Source organism: Paenibacillus rhizovicinus (assembly GCF_010365285.1).
Classification (GTDB): Bacteria; Bacillota; Bacilli; order Paenibacillales; family Paenibacillaceae; genus Paenibacillus_Z; species Paenibacillus_Z rhizovicinus.
On record NZ_CP048286.1, the window covers coordinates 961428 to 979049 of the forward strand.

The window sequence follows — 17622 nt, forward strand, 5'->3', positions numbered from 1 at the left end:
TACCGTTTTTCCGCAAAAATAAGAAGGCGGACACGGTCCGCCTTCTTATCCCTCTACTTTGGAACCGCCTATTGCGCGACCGCTTCGCTCTGGCTAGCCGTCAGTTCATGCAGCAGCGTACGGAACCGGTCTCCGCTCAATGTTTCTTCGCGGATCAACGCGTCGAGCGCCGACAAGAATACGCTGCGGTTCTCTTCGAGCATCAGCTTGGTGCGATTCATCAGCCCGTTAAGGATGTCGGCGTTCACGGCCGCCCACTTGTCCGGCGTCATCATGGAACCATCGATGATGCCGAGCTCCGTCAGACCGGCTTCCACCATGGAACGGACGATGTTCATCGCCTGCTCGAAATCGCCTCGCGAGCCCGTGCTGCGCTCGCCGTAGAACATTTCTTCCGCTGCGGCGCCGCCCAGCGCGATCATGATCTGGCTGTCCAGAAACTGTTTCGTATACAGATATTTATCCTGCTGCGGATTATGCCGGACGTAACCGAGTGCCCCGCCGCGCGGCAGCAAGGCAACTTGGGATACGCTGCCTGGACGAACGAGCTCCGCGGCGATCGCATGGCCCAGTTCATGCAGCGCTACGCGCTCGCGTTCCTCGTTCGTCGCTTCGCGGTCGGTCCGCTCGCCCATCATGACTTTATCGATCGCCATCGATAAGTGACGCTGGCTGATCGTGTCGCCGTCTTCGCGCATCGCGTAGATGGCCGCTTCGTTCATCACGCTCTCCAGCTGCGCGCCGGAGAAACCGAACGATTCTTCCGCGATTTTCTCCAGGCTGACTTCCCCTGCGGCAATCGGCTTGTTGCGCGCATGCAAATTCAAGATGTGCTCGCGGCCTTTCTTATCCGGCAAATCGACGGCAATGTGACGGTCGAACCGGCCGGGACGAAGCAGCGCGCCGTCGAGCATCTCTTTGCGATTGGTCGCGCCGATTAGCAGAATGCGCGGGGAATCCGTCGTATGAATGCCGTCCAGCTCCGTCAGCAGCTGGTTAAGGGTTTGATCGTATTCGCGCTGCTGGCCGCCGTCGCGTTTACCGCCGATGACGTCAATCTCATCAATGAAGATGACAACGCTGCTCTTGCCTTGCTTAGCGGCCTTTTGACGACCTTCTTTGAACAGATCGCGGATCCGGCTTGCGCCGACGCCGACGTACATTTCAACGAACTCCGAACCGGACGCGCCGAGATAAATCGAATCCGTATAGTTGGCTGCGGCTTTCGCCAGCAGCGTTTTCCCCGTTCCCGGAGGTCCGGTAAGCAGAATCCCTTTCAACGGCCGAATGCCGAATTTCGAGATTTGATCGACATGGACGAGAAAGTCCAACGCCTCGATCAGCTCCTGCTTCGCTCTGTCCTGACCGCCGATTTCCTCGAAAGACAGTGGCTGCAGCGGACGCGGCTTGCCTTTGCGCTCGCCGCCTACCGTCGCCAAGTGACCGCGGGATCTTGCCATATAGATCAGCCCGCCGACGATAACAGCCAGCAGCACGAACGGAATCACGTTAACGCTCACGGCAAACTGCAGAAATAAAATCAAGACCGGCACGAAGCCGATCAGAATCTCTTTCCCGTATTTACGCATTTGGCCACACCCCGATCGTATTGGATACGCGCGGAAGCACGATATATTTAACCGCCTTGTCGTCTTTCAACGTAATATAGACGTTCGTATCGTCCATCTCCGATACGGCTTGAATGCCGGGATTCTTGCTCTCTGCCTGCTTCATCGCCGAAGGAATATCGGAATAGCTGCGGTGATCCATCGCTTGGGCGACTTCGAACAGCATCGATGCCCACGCGTCTTCCAGCTTCTCGGACGAGCCGGATTTCTCGATGTTCAGCTTCAAATCTTTCGAACCGATAATGTCGTCGCCTTCGGTAGCAATCGTATCGTATATGTTCCGGAGATTCGCATCCCGGTCAAGGGTCAAGTTAAGCGTAATGGAGCTGCGGCCGATGACAGGCTTGGCGTTCGTAACGCCGGGCGCGCTTGTCGCAATGCGGTCGAGCGGCTTCAGGTCGGCTTCGTTGCGGTACGTGAACCATCCGCCGATCAATAGTCCGGCCGTTATAACAGCGGTCAGCACGACCGGTAAAGGACGTATTTTCATAGCAAAAAGCTCCCTTCATCCAACAGAATAGGTTGTACACTTTCGTCTATCAATCACGCTATACGAAAGTATATCATAGACTGTTGCTTCCAGGAGCCTGTAATAACAGGGAAGACTGGCTGATCTTGCTTTGCCTGTCAGTTCGCCTTCATCATTGGGACGGCAGCTTATACATCACGATCAGCGAACCGTCGCGGAAACGATAGAAATCGTAGAAGTGATACACTTTCCCCGCTTGATTGCGCGAATAGAAGATTTCCCATACCGGCTCGCCGCCGAAAATGCCGATTCGGGTATGAGCGATATCCGCATCCGGCTTCTCTTGCAGAAACTGTGCTTCAATCGCTTTCTTCGTCAAGCCGTCGCTTGCATGCAGCGTAATGGAGGAATCCTTCTTCAGCCAAACGTAGGTGTCGGCGTCGCTCTCGTCTTTCCCTTCCACGACCCAAACCGGCTCGTCCCATGTATAGGCATAGGAATCCGTCACTTTCTTCAGGCCGCTCCGCTGTTTGGCATCCGCTTCGACGGTTTTCTGCTCCGTCCACACAGGCGATTGCACGTAACGGTAGTAGACATTCACCGAAACCAGCAGCACGATGATTACGATTACGCCAAGAAATATCGATCGTCCAACCGTCATGAACGGAGACCGTTTAAATTGTTTGGCGCGCATTAGCTCGACAGCAGCCTTTCAAAGCAGCGCTGCGCCTCCGCACGAATCAATGCATCGTCCAGGAATACGCATTCGCCCTCTTTGACGACTTGAACGCCATCGACCCACACATGCTTCACGTCCCGTCCGGAACCGGAATAGACGAGATGGGACACGATTTCCGTTCGCGGATAGAAATGCGGCTGTTCCGCGTCAATGGCGATAAAGTCGGCTTTCATGCCTTCCTTCAGCATGCCGATTCGCTCTTCCTGCCAGATCGCGCGAGCCCCGTATACCGTACCGAGCTTGAGCGCTTCCCAAGCCGGAATTGCCGTCGGATCTCCGGAGACGCCCTTATGGATAAGCGCCGCCAAGCGGATTTCATCGAACAGGTCCAAATTATTATTGCTCGCCGCGCTGTCCGTTCCGAGCGAGACCGTAACGCCCGCTTCGAGCATCGCCGGCACGCGCGCAATGCCGCTTGCCAGTTTCAAGTTGCTGGCCGGGTTATGGGATACGCTGACGCCGCGCCCGGCAAGCAGCGCGATTTCGTCATCCGTCAGATGAACGGCATGCGCGACCAGCGCCGGACGGGAGAAGAAGCCAAGCTTGTCCAGATGCTCGACGGGACGGCAGCCGTAATCGTTGACGTTCTGCTGCACTTCCGCCGCCGATTCCGACATATGCGTATGCAGCGGCACGTTCAGTTCATGCGCCGCTTCGACGATTCGCTGGATATAATCGGGCGGACATGTATAAGGGGCATGCGGGGACAGCATGGTCCGGATGCGACCGTTCGCGCGGCCGTTCCAATCCTGTACGAATTGCTTTGCTTCGTTCAGCTTGGCCGTTTGCACATCAGGCGGACACAGGCCGATTACGCCGCGCGTCAATAAGCCGCGAATGCCGGACTGCTCCACGACTTCGGCTACGATATGCATGCGATCATACATGTCGACGAACGTCGTCGTGCCTGATCGAAGCATTTCGCTGACCGCGAGCGCCGTTCCCCAGCGCGCGTCTTCGTCGGTATATTTCCCTTCCATCGGCCACATTTTCTGCTCGAGCCATACCTGCAGCGCTTCGTCGTCGGAATAGCCGCGCAGCAGCGACATCGCAGCGTGACCGTGCGTATTGATCAGTCCAGGCATGAATACGAGCCCATGGCCGTCAATGATTTCGGCGCCTTCCGGAGCCGGGTCCGGCAGTGCTTCGTCCAAGTAGAGAATGGTATCTCCCTCGATAACCATATGTCCTTTGAGCACGGGACGGGCGTCGTCCATCGTGACGAAGGTCCCCTCTTTAATCCAAATCCGATTCATCGTCGTTCTCCTCTTCTTCGTTCAAGTAATAAGCCAAGCTCATCAGCTCGGTCGTGAAATTCGCATAATGAATGCGCACTTGATCCTGCAGGCGGAGAATCGTCGGCGCGAAATTAAGAATGCCGTCCACGCCTGCTTCCACGAACTGGTCCGCGACGTTCTGCGCTTCGACGGCCGGAACGGTAATAATGCCGATCCGAATGCGCAGTTCGCGGATCGTCTCCGCCAGCTTTTCCATCGGCAGAACCGTCAAGCCGTTGATGGAGGTGCCGATCATCGACGGATGAACGTCGAATACGGCCGTTATTTTCATATTGTCCTTCAAATACATATTGTAATTGCATAGCGCCCGGCCCAGATTTCCCGCTCCGACGAGCGCGACGTTAAGCGGTTGATCCAGCTTCAAGATCTGCTTGATTTTCTCGATCAGATACGTGACGTCGTAGCCGATCCCTTTCCGGCCGAAGTCGCCGAAATAAGCGAGATCCTTCCGGATTTGGGCTGGATTCAAGTCTAACCTGTTGCCGAGTTCTTGCGATGAAACCGTCTGCACATCCCGCATATGCAAGTCGTTCAGCACTTGCAAGTAAACGGGAAGCCTGCGAACGACCGCTTCGGAAATTTTCATCGGTTTCATGGTGATTCCACTCCTTCTTCGCGCAGAGACAGCCATTCGCGCATGCGCGGAACGATCTGATCCAAGTGCATCGTTTCAATCTTGGGTCCCGGTAGCGAATAGAGAAAATATTTGCCATAGTAGGTATCGATTACGCGAGTATCATAGATAAGAACGATTCCGCGGTCTTTCCCCGACCGAACCAGACGGCCGAAGCCTTGTTTGAACCGGATAACGGCCTGCGGAATGGATAGTTTCATGAACGGATTCTGATTCTGCTCCTGCAGCAGCTCCGACTTCGCCTCGACAAGCGGATGATTCGGCGGCTGGAACGGCAGCCTGACGATGGCCAGGCAAGTCAGCGCATCTCCGGGAATATCGACGCCTTCCCAGAAGCTGCTCGTGCCGAGAAGTACGGAAGCCGCTTGCTGCTGGAACCGTCTTGTCAGCTTGCTCCGGTTGCTGCTGTCGATGCCTTGTCCGAGCACTTGAATGTCGTGCTGGGCCAATGCTTCCTTCAACGGCTCGTATACCTGCTTTAACATTTTGTACGACGTGAACAGGACCAGCATGCGGCCTTTCGTCTCGATCGCAGCTTCTGTAAGCGAGTTGACAAGCATTTCATTGAACATTGGATCGCCGGCAGCGCCTTTAAGCACCGGGAAGTTACGAGGGATGATGACGAGCGCCTGTTCCCGATAGTTGAATGGCGAAGGGAGCTGCACGGTCTTCAGACGGCCCGCTTCTTCCTCGCCCGTCAAGCCAAGCTGTTCGCAGGCGTACTGGAACGACTTCTGTACCGATAATGTCGCCGAAGTCATGATGACGCTTCGTTTCGTGTCGAAGAAATACGTTCGCAGCTGGCTGCTCACATCCGCCGGCACCGCATACAGCTGCACGGATTTAGCCCGCGAGTTGCTGTTCGCTTCAAGCCAATAGACGGTATCCGACTTATCCGCTTTAATAAACTGGCGCAAGTCTTCGCGAGCCCTGGCTAAATCTTTGACTGTTCCGCTCAAATCCGTGACGAGCGCCGCGATGCCGGGATCGTCCAGCTCTTCTTTGATCGCGGCGAACACTTTGTCCAGCGGACGGATGATCTGACTCAGATAGCCGTGAACCGCTTCTTCGATCAATTGCGCTTCCTTCCACAGCTCCGGCAGTTTGCCGCCGCGCAGCCGCAAAACGAACTGCCCCGCTTCGCTGCCACCCGTCCCGTCCTGAGCCGCATTTCTCGCACCCGCATTGCCGTTGTTCATCAAGCCGTACAAGAGCTCGAACAGCCGGTCCCATTCGTCCCTCAGCTCGCCGAATACCGGTACGACTTCATCGATTTCTTCCCGCCATTTCTGAGTCTGCTCCACGCCTTCGTTGGCCAGTCGGCTGTTCAGCGCGATCAGCTGCCCGTTCCTGGCATCCTTGCACAATCGGAATACGGGCTGCTGGATGGAATAATAAGACAACTGCGTGCCGAGATGCTTGCCCGCGACGTCTTCGAGGTGATGCGCCTCGTCCAAGACGAGATGCTCGTAGCCCGGAAGCAGGCGATGATCCGCCCGAATATCTGTAAACAGCATGGAATGGTTCGTGATGACCACGTCTGCAATGTTCGCTTCTTGCTTCGCGCGATGGTAGTAGCATCGCTTAAACCATGGACAACTCCGATTCAGGCAAGAATCGGCATCGCTTGAAACGACGTTCCAGAAATCCGATCCGCGATTGCCGAAGTTCAATTCTTCTTGATCGCCATGCTCCGTTTCGCTGAGCCATACGACCATTTGCGCCGCCGTAATTCGGTCTTCGGCCGGCGCGCTGAAATCGCGCATATTCACTTTGCCTTCGAATTTGCGCAGGCACAAATAATTGCCGCGTCCCTTGAAGACGGCGGCTTTGAACGGATATGGCATCACGGCAAGCAGCAGGGGCAAATCTCGCGAACGCAGCTGCTCCTGAAGATTGATGGTATGCGTGCTGACGACTATCTTCTTGTTATGCTGGACACCATAGAAGAGAGCCGGAATGAGATAGCCGAGCGATTTTCCCGTGCCCGTGCCGGCTTCGATAAGCAGATGACGCTCTTCGTCGAAGGCGTCGATGACTTCCTGGAACATCATGTTTTGCGGATCGCGTTCCTCATACCCCGGTACGATGGCGGCAATGCCCGCTTTAATATGGGCAAGGAACGACGGAAACGTCCAGTCCGCAACCGATGCGGCCTGCTCTTCCTCGTTACGCGGATGCTGCTCCTCCGTCCAATCGCCGGCTTTCATGGCGAATTGCCGGAAATACGTGTAAGCGTCCAAATCGATGGACGTCTGCATTTCTTTCTTCATCGCGAATTGCGACATCAGCCATCCTAGATCATCCAGATCGTCACCAAGCAATTGCGCAAGCCGTTGAAGCGTAAGAAGCGGCATGCCGTCCAGCTTCCTGCAGCATGCCGCGAACAGCTCGGCCGTTGCCATGGCGTCGCTGTCTGCGCGGTGATGCTGATCATGCGCGATTCCGAACAGCTCCGTTACCGCGCCGAGCTGATAGGTCGTCAGCGTCGGATATAAGATGCGAAGCAATTCGACCGTGTCCAGCCGCCGTCCGTCGAATGGCACATAGCCGCAGCGATCAAGCGCCGCGTTCAGGAAGCCTGCGTCGAATCCGACGTTATGGGCGACGAGCACGGAATCGCTGAGCAGCGGAACGACCTCGAGCAGCACTTCCTCCAGCTCTGGCGCATCCGCCGTCATCGACTCGTCGATGCCGGTCAGTCCCGTTATGAATGCGGGAATCGGGATGGAAGGTTTCACGAACGAACTGTACGTCCGCACGACCTTCAATTCCTCATCCAGCAACACGAGACCAACCTGTATAATATCATCGCCGGCACTGTGGCCGGTCGTTTCCAAATCCAGTACGGCGTAATTCATCCGGTACTTATCCTCCCCAAGTTCAGAAGAAACCGCCGCGCCTTAACGGGCGAGAGCGGTTCTTCCTTAAAGAAACGGCAGCGCCGTCTTTGCCTGCGATGCAAGCTTTAGCTTATCGCAGCCGGAACGGCTGCTGGATCGAATCTTTCGTTCCGGATTACAGTTGGCCGCTTCCGAAATAAAGCGATAATTGACCCGCATGCTGCTCGCATGACTTCATGTTCGCCAGCGGATCGGTAAAATTCGGATCGGCCTCATGCGCTTGCTCGAAATATTGCGCCGCCTGCACAAGGTTCATGCGAACGGCTTGTATGCAGCCCAGCGCGTTCAAGCCGAGCGCCCTCCACTTCGGATGCTCCGTCACTTCCACCAAGAGCTGAAAATGCCGCTGCGCCTCATGCCATTCCTGCAGATGCATGAACGTCATGCCGAGAAACAATCGCGCCCGGTTATCGTCCGGAAACAACGTAACGGCGTCCTGGAAGTGCTTGGCCGCGTCGCGGAACATGAGCAGTTTGAAGTAACCTTGGCCCTTCGACATGAATTGGTGCAGATCTTCGGCCGCTTCCCAATCCTTGCTCTGTTCGCTTGCCGTCTCCTGCATGGGTAAACCTGAAGGCGAAGGCGTAGGCGGTGCTTTAGGAACCGCGGAAATGATTTTCGGATAATTTGCTGCCTTTGCCATCGCCTGTTGTTGCTGCATGTCGGGAATTGCACTCATGGGCTTGCCGCCATGCTGCTGCTGCAGGTCACGGAAATCAGCCATTTTCTCCTCGAACTGCAGCCATTCCTCGATAAACTGATCGCTGAAATGCTTCAGCTTGGCTAATTGTTCATCCAGACGTTTGCGTTCTGTGTCGTTCGCATGCGGATAATGGATAATAATGTCCTGGAGAATGTCCTGCATCGTTGCAAATACATGCTTGAACATGGTACGCACCCACCTTCACGCCGTAGTCGTAATGAATGAAGCGATTGTTGCGAATCGCGCCACGCCGCCATCGGAACGGCGACAACCGATTCACCATGTGCTCATTCTTTGCCCGGGCACCGCTTTTCATACTCCATCCCATACGTTTCACAACGCTGGCAGTGCGCTTCATGTCTTCATGCTGCAACAAGTCGTATGTTTACAAAATCGTAGCGTGCAGTTCTTCGTTCATCAATTGGACGGGCTTGTTAGCCGCATCCAAAATGACGACTTTCGGCTTGTAGCTGCGTGCTTCTTCTTCCGTCATCATGCCGTATGCGATAATGATGACATTGTCGCCGGGCTGCACGAGTCTTGCCGCAGCGCCGTTCAAGCAGATAACGCCGGAGCCGCGCGGGCCTGTAATGACGTAGGTTTCCAGACGGGCCCCGTTGTTGTTATTGACGATCTGGACTTTCTCGTTCGGCCAAATATCCGCCATTTCCATCAGATCTTCGTCGATGGTAATGCTGCCGACGTAATTCAGATTCGCCTCAGTTACTGTAGCTCGGTGCAGCTTGGATTTCATCATTGTTCTGAACATGAGGTTCACCTCCGGCCGTTTGAAATAATCGGTTATCGATCAAACGCGTGCCGCCGAATTTGACGGCCAGCGCGAGAATAAGCTTGTCGTTCAATTCCGCAAGCCGACGATCAGGTTCAATCGGCTGCAAGGAAGGGTAATGCAGCAATTCCACATAATCAATGATGGCGAGCGGTGCCGACTGAATCGTTGCTTTAGCCGCATCCAGCAGCTTGCCTGCCGTCATATCCGGCTTGTGCAGCAGCTCTCCGGCTTGATTTAACGTTCGGGATAATATGAGTGCTTGTTTGCGCTGCCCGGGCTCCAAGTATACGTTCCGGGAGCTCATCGCCAATCCGTCCGGCTCGCGTACGGTTTCACAAGGAATGATGTCGACCGGCATGTTAAGGTCGTGTACCATTTGTTGAACGACCGCCACCTGCTGCGCGTCTTTCATGCCGAAATAGGCGCGGTCGGGCTGTACGAGGTTAAACAGCTTGCTGACGACGGTACCGACGCCGTCGAAATGGCCGGGTCTGGAAGCGCCGCAGAGCGAATCAGTCACTTCGCTGATCAATACTCTCGTCAGCGGCTTCGTCGGGTACATCTCCTTGACAGAGGGAACGAACAGCAATGCCACTCCGTTCTTCTCGGCCAGTGCAGCATCCCGCTCCAGATCGCGCGGATACTTGTCGAAATCCTCGTTCGGGCCGAATTGCAGCGGGTTGACGAAGACGGACACGACTGTGAACTCGCATTCGCTTCCGGCACGCTGCATTAAGCTGGCATGGCCCTCGTGCAAATATCCCATCGTCGGCACCAAACCGACGAATCCATTTGGCGATTTACTTCGCTGCCGCGCCAAGGCGGCTTTCAGTTCAACGATCGTCGTGCATATAATCACGATTGGCCGCCTCCTTTCACGGCATCCGCCGAAGGAGCGTTTAGTTGCTGCTTCAAGGGCTGTTTGACCGTACTATCAACGGAAGCCTGCGATTCGCCGCCGCTTCCGTAAAGCCGCTGCAGCAGCTCCGGTTCCATCGGAAAAGCATGCTCCTGTTGCGGAAACTCGCGCGTCTTAACGTCGCTTACATAAGCGCTGATCGCATTGCGGATCGTCGTGCCGATATCCGCATAGGTTTTGACCATGCGCTTCTCGTGATAAGGGGAAGCGTATTGCAAAATATCATGATACACGAGCACTTGACCGTCGCATCCGCGGCCGGCTCCGATTCCGATCGTCGGAATCGACAACGCCGAGGTGATTGCTTCCGCGAGCGGCTCCGTTACGAGCTCCAGCACGATGCTGAACGCGCCTGCGGCTTCAAGCGCCTTGGCGTCGTCGATTAACCGCTGCGCTTCCTTCTCCAGCTTGCCTTGCACTCTATAGCCGCCCAGCTGATGCACCGATTGCGGCGTCAAGCCGATATGGCCCATGACGGGGATACCGGCCCGCACAAGCGCCGCTACTTCCTCTGCTATCTCTGCGCCGCCTTCCAGCTTGACGGCATGCGCATGACCTTCCTGCATGATTCTGGCCGCGTTCCGAAGCGTCGTTTCCTTGCCCAAATGATACGTCATGAATGGCATATCCGTAACAATGAACGTGTTTGTTGCCCCCCGGGCGACCATTCGGGAATGATAAACCATATCGTCTAACGTAACGGGAATTGTCGTATCGTACCCAAGCACGACATTACCTAGCGAATCCCCGACGAGAATGATGTCGATTTCTGCTTCCTCCGCCAGCTTGGCGGCCGGATAATCGTAAGCGGTGAGCATGGAGATCGGCTCGCCGTTTTGTTTCATTTTTTTCAGCTTCGTAATCGTCAGCGGTTGTTTCATGGGTTTCGTCCTCCTTCGATTGGATGGGCGTCCGCGAAGTTCGTCATGCCTAGTTTAAGCTTTCACGATCGGCGTTCGTCCTATGTGATCAACACAAAAAAACCTTCTAGCCGCCGCTAAAAAGGTTCCGATCAAGGTGAAACGACCTGCTGCCGTCCATTGGCGGCGCAGCGCAGTTTCTTTCCCAGAAAGCGGGCTCCTTCTGTCTCGGTCCCTGACGGCTCAGAGCAGAATCGCACTGCCTTGCAATTGAAGCGTATGATCGTCATGCGGCATTCTGCATGCCCCTTGAACAAAGGTGTGGTTCGCGAATGCGATACCACCCCGTCTCAAAGCATGACTGGTAAGGCGAGTATATCAAAAAAACGGTTCCCCGTCTATGAACGGTTATCCCGCGGGAGATATCTGTTCAGCCGAGAATAACGGTACGATTGTTCCGTCATCCTTCCTGGCAAGGAGGGCGCCCTGCTCGTTCAGTCCGATCGGAGTCGCGATCGTTTCCGCTCCCCCGATGAACAGCCGCGTCGGCTTATGAAGCGTGACGGACAACGCCTCCCATAGAGTCTGAATGGGCGAGAACCCTTCCCGCTGATAGATCGCGTAAAGCTGCTGGAACTGCGAGAAGAAACCGGCGATGATTTCGTCTCGGTCAAGCGGCTTGCCGAGCTGGATCTGAAGAGAGGTCGCGATATCAAGCAATTCCGGCGGATAATCCTCCGTCGTCAAGTTGACGCTGATGCCCACTCCCGCGATCACGTAACGCAGCCGTTCTTCCTCTGCCGTCGATTCCAATAGAATGCCGCTGATTTTTTTGCCTTCGATCAATAGGTCATTCGGCCATTTAATTCCGATATCGAGCGGCGATGCAGCTGCCCGCAGCGCTCGGCACAGGGCGACGGCTGTCAACAGCGTTAATTGCGGGGCAAAATGAATCGGCATGCCCGGACGCAGGATGAAGCTCATCCAAATCCCTTTGCCGGACGGCGACACCCATTTGCGTCCCATTCGGCCGCGGCCGTTCGTCTGCTGTTCCGCGATAACGAGCGTGCCTTCGGGAGCGCCGTCTTCAGCGAGGCGCTGCGCGATATTTTGCGTCGAATCGACCTCGTCGAACAGCCGGATGCCGCTGATCATCGATACTTGCTTTTCCTGCAGCTTCACTGCAAGGCTCTGAGCGGTTAGTCTGGATGGACGTCCGACCAGACGGTAGCCGAGTCTCCGCGACGCTTCGATCTTATATCCGGCGGATTCAAGCTTCTTGATCTGCTTCCAGATCGCCGTCCGGCTAATTTGAAGCTCTTGACTGAGAACTTCGCCGGATAAATAAGCATCGTTGCCCTGCTGTTCCAACAATTCGAGAATTCGATGATTCATAATTAGTCACCTCAATGCCAATCGCTTTAATTTTCGTCCTTATTCAATACGGCCGCTGCCTCGTCCAGAAGCGGTCCTTTCTCGTTCGGCACTCTGCCAAGCGCCGCCGCCTCGACCAAGCTTTGCAGCAGTTGTCCGAGCCAAGGCCCCGAAGGCTTGCCGGTCAAGCTGAGCAGGTCTTTGCCTTTGACAGCAAGCTCCCGAATCGAACGGACAGCCATCGAATGCAAGGTTTGACGGAGGCGATTCCATTCGTCTTCTATTGAAGCAAGCCGTTGATTGGCAGCAGCCGCGCCATAAACCAATTCGGGAATCGCGACGACGATGCCAAGCCAGCTCTCGGCGGCGGACATGCCGTATTTGAGCACGGTCAATCTCCAATGGTCCTGCAGCTCCGACTCCGCCTGAACAATTTCGCCTTCGCCGTCAGGATGGCCGGGGGCAATGTTCATGTTCTGGTGAAGACGCGGCGCCATTGCACCATGCACGCCAAGAATCGCAGCGAGGCGAGCAGTGCGCGAAGACGAATACCTTAGCAGAGCGAACAGCTCGGAAGCTTGTACGATTTGCATGGACAAAGCCGCGCATACGGCTGCCCATCGATCCTCGTTATCCTCTAACCGGTGCAGCCGGCGCATGGACTGCGCGACAAGCGTCATTCGTTCGCTTTGAGCTTCAGGGCTTACCGTTGCACCCGAACTTGTATCCCGTTTCGACGACTTCTTATATCCTGCTGCAGCTTCAAGGATGGCTGCCGGAAGACGGTCTTTCGTATATGCCAGCATGCCGCTCGAGGCAAGCAGCGAAGCCGCCCGATAAGGCCGGCTGCCGGCAATCATTTTATCCAGCTCCAGGCCTACCCGCTCCATCGCAATATGAGCCAGCAAACCGCGATGGCGAATTATCGCTCGCCACGTCATGTGCGCGATCCGCAGCTCGTAGGCTGCAGCGAAACGTACCGCCCGTACAATCCGGAGCGCATCCTCCTGCAGTCTGGCATCGGCATCGCCCACGCACCGCAGCAGCCCGCTGCGAAGATCATCCTGACCATGGAACGGATCGATAATCGTTTCGTCATATCGCATAGCCATGCTGTTAATCGTGAAATCTCTTCGCAGCAAATCTTCGTTCAAGCTCGTGACGAACTGCACCTGCGTCGGCCGGCGGTATTGTTCGTAGGCCGATTCCGTGCGGAACGTGGTGATTTCGTACGTTTCCTTCTCATGCACCACCGTAACGGTCCCATGCTGCAGCCCGGTCGGCACGGTATGCGGGAACGTCGCAATCACCTGCTCCGGCGACGCCGCCGTTGCGATGTCCACGTCTTTCAGCGGCTTCCCAAGCAGCGTATCGCGAACGCAGCCTCCGACGAATACCGTTTCATAGCCTCGTTGCTCCAGGGCATAAAGCAAAGGGAGCGCCTTCGTCAGCGCTTCGCTCATCGACATGGCCCTCCCTCCTATCTATCGCTTATCGTTTATTCACAAACCGGTTCCGGGATATCGGCTTCGATTCCGAGCGTTTTATAGTAAATGCGCTCGTATTCCGCCGTGATGAGATCGTTGCAGAACTGCCGGCGCGCACGGTTCAAGCACGCTTCGCGCACTTGGCGATACAAGGACTCGTTGCGCAGCAGCTTGATGGCATTGTACGCCATGTCCTCCGTATCGCCGATCGGCGAGAGGAATCCCGTCTCTCCGTGGGTTACCAATTCCGGAATGCCCCCGGCGACAGAACCGATTGTCGGTACGCCGCAAGCCATCGCCTCCAGCGCGACCAGACCGAAGCTTTCCTTCTCCGAAGGCAGCAGCATGACGTCCGCAATGGATATGACCTGCGCGACGTCGTCCTGCTTGCCAAGGAAATGAACCCGGTCTTGCAGTCCCCGCTGGGCAATCCATGCCTGCACTTTCGGCAGATCCGGTCCTTCGCCTACGAGCAGCAGCCGGCTTGGCACTTCTTTCGCGACTTTGGCGAAAATATCGACAACGTCCTGAAGCCGCTTGACCGGTCTGAAGTTTGAAATATGCATCAGGATCTTCTCGTCGCTCGTTGCAAAATCGCTGCGCAGCGAGCTGCATTCGCGCGGGAAATAAACGCGTTTATCGACGAAATTATACGTAAGCTCAATATCCTTCTCGATATCGAGCAGTTCTCTCGTTTCCCGAATGAGGTCTTTGGATACCGCCGTAACGGCGTCGCTCTTGTTAATCCCCATCCGAATCAGGTCTTTCAGCGATTCGTCCTGTGCCAGCACCGTGATATCGGTTCCGTGCAGCGTCGTCACCGTGCGGAGATCGCCGCCGACCATCTCTTTGGCCAAGTACGCGCATACCGCATGGGGCACGGCATAATGCACATGAAGAAGGTCTAGCTTTTGCATTTTGATGACCTGCGCCATCTTGCTGGCAAGCGATAAATCGTAAGGCGGATAACGGAACACGTAATAATCGTTTACTTCCACTTCATGATAAAAAATATTTTTCTGAAATTGCCCCAGCCTGAAAGGAACGCTGTGCGTAATAAAATGAATCTCATGCCCTTTCTCCGCGAGCAGTTTCCCGAGTTCCGTTGCTACAACTCCGGAGCCGCCCAGCGTTGGATAGCATGTAATTCCGATTTTCAGTCTTCTTGCCATGCGTTGCACCTCCAGTTCATTCACTACCTATGCCTATGCAGCGCCATCCCGGTTCTGCACGTACGATTATGCCTTTAAAATAAAGTTACTTCATGAGGGCGGCGAATTGCAAATCCTTCCGCATACGCCCAGCCGCGCGTCTGGCCAAGCAGCATGTCCCGTGCTTCGACGCGCTGGACATAGCGATCCGTCAGCGGCGTCCGCACGCGGTCTTCGCCCGGCGCAGGCGGAGCGAATTGCGAACGATAAGCTTGCAGCGCGGCAAGCTTCGTTCCGATCTGTTCGCTAATATCGGTAATAAGACTCACGTCGCCGCTATCGTTAATATAATAATAGTACAACTGATCTACTTGAACGGGCGGCAATTCGGGCAAATAATTGCGCAGCTTCGCGTTGAAGACCGCTTCCTCGATCAGCTTGCTGCAGGCGACATGGTCCGGATGCCGATCGCTCCAGTAAGGCGCGAATACGACCCGGGGACGCAGCCGGCGGATTTCGCCGACTACCGCTTTCAGCTGATCGGCGGAACCGGTCAATCCCCGGTCTGGCAAGCCTAATACGGAACGGTGCGATAGACCAAGCACCGCGGAAGCTTCGGCGGCTTCCTGCCGCCTCGTTTCCACGGTGCCGTTCGAAGACATTTCGGCTTCGGTCAAATCGCATATCGCGACTTTATAGCCCTTAGCCGTATGCTTGGCGATCGTTCCGCCCATGCCGATCTCGACATCGTCGGGATGGGCGCCGAATGCCAGAAAATCGACGGATTGCAGCATTACGCTTCACCTGGCTTATATTTATGTACGAGCTCCCGCCATGCGAAATCGCCGCGTTGCAGCGCTCTCACGAGCAATTCGCCCGTCGCGACGTTCGTTGCAACCGGAATGCCTTGCACGTCGCATAAGCGAAGCAGGGCAATAATATCCGGCTCATGCGGCTGTGCCATTAGCGGATCCCGCAGGAAGATAATCAGATCCATTTCGTTTTGCGCTACGAGCGCGCCGATTTGCTGGTCGCCGCCGAGCGGGCCGGACATAAAGCGGTGAATGTTCAAGTTCGTCTGTTCCATAATCCGCAGCCCGGTCGTGCCCGTGGAATATAGGTTATGTCCTTCGAAAACATGTTCGTATGCGGTAACAAAGTTCACCATTTCATCTTTTTTTCGATCGTGTGCAATAAACGCGATGTTCAACCCCGCCGCACTCCTCTCTTGATTATCCGATAGCTGACAGACTACATGTCCATTACATGTTCGAAACCATATATAAGTCCGGAATACGTCATAACATTCTTGCATGCCACGGCGACCCCTGGCATATAACCGGCGCGTTCATACGAATCGTGACGGATCTTCAAGGTTTGGCCGTAGCCGCCGAATACGACTTCCTGCTGAGCGAACACGCCCGGCAGCCTCACGCTATGTATGCGAAACCCGTTATAATAACCGCCGCGTGCGCCTTCGATGACTTCTTTCTCGTCCGGATTGCCCTGACGCAGCTCTTGACGCGCTTCCGAAATCAATTCAGCGGTCTTAATGGACGTCCCCGACGGCGCATCCAGTTTCTGATCGCCGTGATATTCGATGATTTCCACATGAGGCATGTACTTGGCCGCTTCCGCAGCGAACTTCATCATCAGAATCGCGCCGATCGAGAAGTTCGGCGCTACCAATGCACCGATGCCTTTCTCCTTGCACAGCTCGTCCAATTCTTTCATTTGCTCTTGCGTCAGGCCCGTCACGCCCATGATCGGACGCACGCCGTGGGCGATCGAGATGATGGCGTTCCCATAGGCCGCATGCGGAACCGTAAAGTCGACCATAACGTCCGCGTTCGCATCGCTAAGCGCGGTTTCCAGATCGGCTTGTACGGCTACGCCGCAAGGAGCAAGGCCGACGAGCGTTCCCGCGTCGACCGGACCCGTTGATCGGCTAATGGCCGCCGCCAGCGTCATACCTTCGTCTTGGAGCACCATTTTAACGACTTCGCGCCCCATGCGGCCATTAGCACCCATTACTGCTACTCGAATTTGTTCTGCAGCCATTCCAATCACCTGTTCCTTTTCCGTTTGCTTCGATGACCGTATGCGCGCAGCGCTCTGCTTTTCCGCTTCAGCTCCGTATACAACCGGCTCGCGGCAGCATGCTCGGGGTCCAGCCGAACGGCTTCCCGCGCATAAGCAGCGCCTTCGTCGTATCTTCGCAGCGATGCATACACCGAGCCAAGCAGCAGCAGCGCCTCCATGTTCAGCGGATCCATGCGCGATGCCTCAATCAGCATCGACAAGGCATGTTCCGTGTTCGCAGGCGATTGCGATAACAGCTGTTCCGCTTCGCTGACCATCGCTTTCGCTTTGACCGTTTGCAGATGATACACGTACTCCTCATGCTCCGAATCCAGCAGCACGGCCTGTTCGGCGTAATGAAGCGCCTTCTGCCATTTGCCGCTGCGCGCACAGGTAATCGAGCATTTATAATAGACCGCTCCGTTGTCCGGTTCCAGCGCAATCGCTTCTTCGAACCGCCCGATCGCCTGTTCGTAATCGCCGCCAAGGATGGCTTCGTAAGCTTTTTTGATGCTGCTCTCTACGTCCATCCGCCCATCCTCCTTGTACACAGGTTGATGGTACAGCATATGTAGGAACACG

17 protein-coding genes are annotated in these 17622 nt (G+C 55.5%); all 17 read right to left on the minus strand.

Going from position 1 to position 17622, the window contains the following annotated elements:
- Window positions 1-68: 68 nt before the first annotated feature.
- The gene (locus GZH47_RS04345; RefSeq protein WP_162638868.1) at window positions 69-1589 is read right to left on the minus strand and encodes an AAA family ATPase; all 1521 of its coding nucleotides are present in this window, start codon (window positions 1587-1589) and stop codon (window positions 69-71) included.
- A complete protein-coding gene (locus GZH47_RS04350) occupies window positions 1582-2118 on the minus strand; it encodes a hypothetical protein (RefSeq protein ID WP_162638870.1) in 537 nt (178 codons plus the stop codon). Before GZH47_RS04350 ends, GZH47_RS04345 begins: the two co-directional genes overlap by 8 nt.
- A gap of 151 nt (window positions 2119-2269) precedes the next feature.
- Window positions 2270-2791, minus strand: coding sequence for a cell wall elongation regulator TseB-like domain-containing protein (locus GZH47_RS04355; RefSeq protein WP_162638872.1), 522 nt, complete (start codon window positions 2789-2791; stop codon window positions 2270-2272).
- Window positions 2791-4092, minus strand: coding sequence for an amidohydrolase (locus tag GZH47_RS04360; protein ID WP_162638874.1), 1302 nt, complete (start codon window positions 4090-4092; stop codon window positions 2791-2793). The genes GZH47_RS04355 and GZH47_RS04360 overlap by 1 nt, the downstream gene beginning before the upstream one ends.
- Complete coding sequence (locus tag GZH47_RS04365; RefSeq protein ID WP_162638876.1) at window positions 4073-4729, minus strand: redox-sensing transcriptional repressor Rex; 657 nt, start codon at window positions 4727-4729, stop codon at window positions 4073-4075. Before GZH47_RS04365 ends, GZH47_RS04360 begins: the two co-directional genes overlap by 20 nt.
- Complete coding sequence (dinG, locus tag GZH47_RS04370; protein ID WP_162638878.1) at window positions 4726-7629, minus strand: ATP-dependent DNA helicase DinG; 2904 nt, start codon at window positions 7627-7629, stop codon at window positions 4726-4728. The genes GZH47_RS04365 and dinG overlap by 4 nt, the downstream gene beginning before the upstream one ends.
- Before the next feature lie 157 nt (window positions 7630-7786).
- Window positions 7787-8560, minus strand: a complete 774-nt coding sequence (locus GZH47_RS04375) for a tetratricopeptide repeat protein (RefSeq protein ID WP_162638879.1) — start codon at window positions 8558-8560, stop codon at window positions 7787-7789.
- Window positions 8561-8759: 199 nt separating this feature from the next.
- Window positions 8760-9143, minus strand: a complete 384-nt coding sequence (gene panD, locus GZH47_RS04380; RefSeq protein ID WP_162638881.1) for an aspartate 1-decarboxylase — start codon at window positions 9141-9143, stop codon at window positions 8760-8762.
- A complete protein-coding gene (gene panC / locus GZH47_RS04385) occupies window positions 9094-10026 on the minus strand; it encodes a pantoate--beta-alanine ligase (protein ID WP_162638883.1) in 933 nt (310 codons plus the stop codon). Before panC ends, panD begins: the two co-directional genes overlap by 50 nt.
- On the minus strand, window positions 10023-10967 hold the full coding sequence (gene panB, locus GZH47_RS04390) for a 3-methyl-2-oxobutanoate hydroxymethyltransferase (RefSeq protein ID WP_162638885.1): 945 nt from the start codon (window positions 10965-10967) through the stop codon (window positions 10023-10025). Before panB ends, panC begins: the two co-directional genes overlap by 4 nt.
- A 387-nt stretch (window positions 10968-11354) precedes the next feature.
- Entirely contained in the window at window positions 11355-12341 is a 987-nt protein-coding gene (locus GZH47_RS04395; RefSeq protein ID WP_192043581.1) for a biotin--[acetyl-CoA-carboxylase] ligase, read from the minus strand.
- Between the two features lie 26 nt (window positions 12342-12367).
- Window positions 12368-13789: a CCA tRNA nucleotidyltransferase gene (locus GZH47_RS04400; protein ID WP_162638886.1), complete on the minus strand. Its 1422-nt coding sequence runs from the start codon at window positions 13787-13789 to the stop codon at window positions 12368-12370.
- A 29-nt stretch (window positions 13790-13818) separates the two neighbouring features.
- Window positions 13819-14979 carry an N-acetyl-alpha-D-glucosaminyl L-malate synthase BshA gene (gene bshA / locus GZH47_RS04405; RefSeq protein WP_162638887.1) on the minus strand — a complete coding sequence of 387 codons (1161 nt, stop codon included), beginning with the start codon at window positions 14977-14979 and terminating at the stop codon, window positions 13819-13821.
- A 74-nt stretch (window positions 14980-15053) separates the two neighbouring features.
- Entirely contained in the window at window positions 15054-15752 is a 699-nt protein-coding gene (gene bshB1, locus GZH47_RS04410; protein WP_162638888.1) for a bacillithiol biosynthesis deacetylase BshB1, read from the minus strand.
- Window positions 15752-16168, minus strand: coding sequence for a methylglyoxal synthase (gene mgsA / locus GZH47_RS04415; RefSeq protein WP_162638889.1), 417 nt, complete (start codon window positions 16166-16168; stop codon window positions 15752-15754). Before mgsA ends, bshB1 begins: the two co-directional genes overlap by 1 nt.
- Window positions 16169-16209: 41 nt before the next feature.
- Window positions 16210-17019 (minus strand): 4-hydroxy-tetrahydrodipicolinate reductase, encoded by an 810-nt coding sequence (dapB, locus tag GZH47_RS04420; RefSeq protein WP_162638890.1) that lies wholly within the window; start codon window positions 17017-17019, stop codon window positions 16210-16212.
- 5 nt (window positions 17020-17024) lie between these two features.
- Entirely contained in the window at window positions 17025-17570 is a 546-nt protein-coding gene (locus GZH47_RS04425; RefSeq protein ID WP_162638891.1) for a tetratricopeptide repeat protein, read from the minus strand.
- Between the last annotated feature and the right edge of the window lie 52 nt (window positions 17571-17622).

Excerpts from the sequence above, each read along its gene's own strand:
- GZH47_RS04395 (WP_192043581.1), bottom strand. The coding sequence starts at position 12,341 with ATGAATCATCGAATTCTCGAATTGTTGGAACAGCAGGGCAACGATGCT.
- panD (WP_162638881.1), bottom strand. The coding sequence starts at position 9,143 with ATGTTCAGAACAATGATGAAATCCAAGCTGCACCGAGCTACAGTAACT.
- dinG (WP_162638878.1), bottom strand. The coding sequence starts at position 7,629 with ATGAATTACGCCGTACTGGATTTGGAAACGACCGGCCACAGTGCCGGC.
- GZH47_RS04350 (WP_162638870.1), bottom strand. The coding sequence starts at position 2,118 with ATGAAAATACGTCCTTTACCGGTCGTGCTGACCGCTGTTATAACGGCC.
- bshB1 (WP_162638888.1), bottom strand. The coding sequence starts at position 15,752 with ATGCTGCAATCCGTCGATTTTCTGGCATTCGGCGCCCATCCCGACGAT.
- GZH47_RS04375 (WP_162638879.1), bottom strand. The coding sequence starts at position 8,560 with ATGTTCAAGCATGTATTTGCAACGATGCAGGACATTCTCCAGGACATT.
- GZH47_RS04365 (WP_162638876.1), bottom strand. The coding sequence starts at position 4,729 with ATGAAACCGATGAAAATTTCCGAAGCGGTCGTTCGCAGGCTTCCCGTT.
- GZH47_RS04355 (WP_162638872.1), bottom strand. The coding sequence starts at position 2,791 with ATGCGCGCCAAACAATTTAAACGGTCTCCGTTCATGACGGTTGGACGA.
- panB (WP_162638885.1), bottom strand. The coding sequence starts at position 10,967 with ATGAAACAACCGCTGACGATTACGAAGCTGAAAAAAATGAAACAAAAC.
- GZH47_RS04360 (WP_162638874.1), bottom strand. The coding sequence starts at position 4,092 with ATGAATCGGATTTGGATTAAAGAGGGGACCTTCGTCACGATGGACGAC.
- bshA (WP_162638887.1), bottom strand. The coding sequence starts at position 14,979 with ATGGCAAGAAGACTGAAAATCGGAATTACATGCTATCCAACGCTGGGC.
- dapB (WP_162638890.1), bottom strand. The coding sequence starts at position 17,019 with ATGGCTGCAGAACAAATTCGAGTAGCAGTAATGGGTGCTAATGGCCGC.
- GZH47_RS04345 (WP_162638868.1), bottom strand. The coding sequence starts at position 1,589 with ATGCGTAAATACGGGAAAGAGATTCTGATCGGCTTCGTGCCGGTCTTG.
- GZH47_RS04425 (WP_162638891.1), bottom strand. The coding sequence starts at position 17,570 with ATGGACGTAGAGAGCAGCATCAAAAAAGCTTACGAAGCCATCCTTGGC.
- GZH47_RS04400 (WP_162638886.1), bottom strand. The coding sequence starts at position 13,789 with ATGTCGATGAGCGAAGCGCTGACGAAGGCGCTCCCTTTGCTTTATGCC.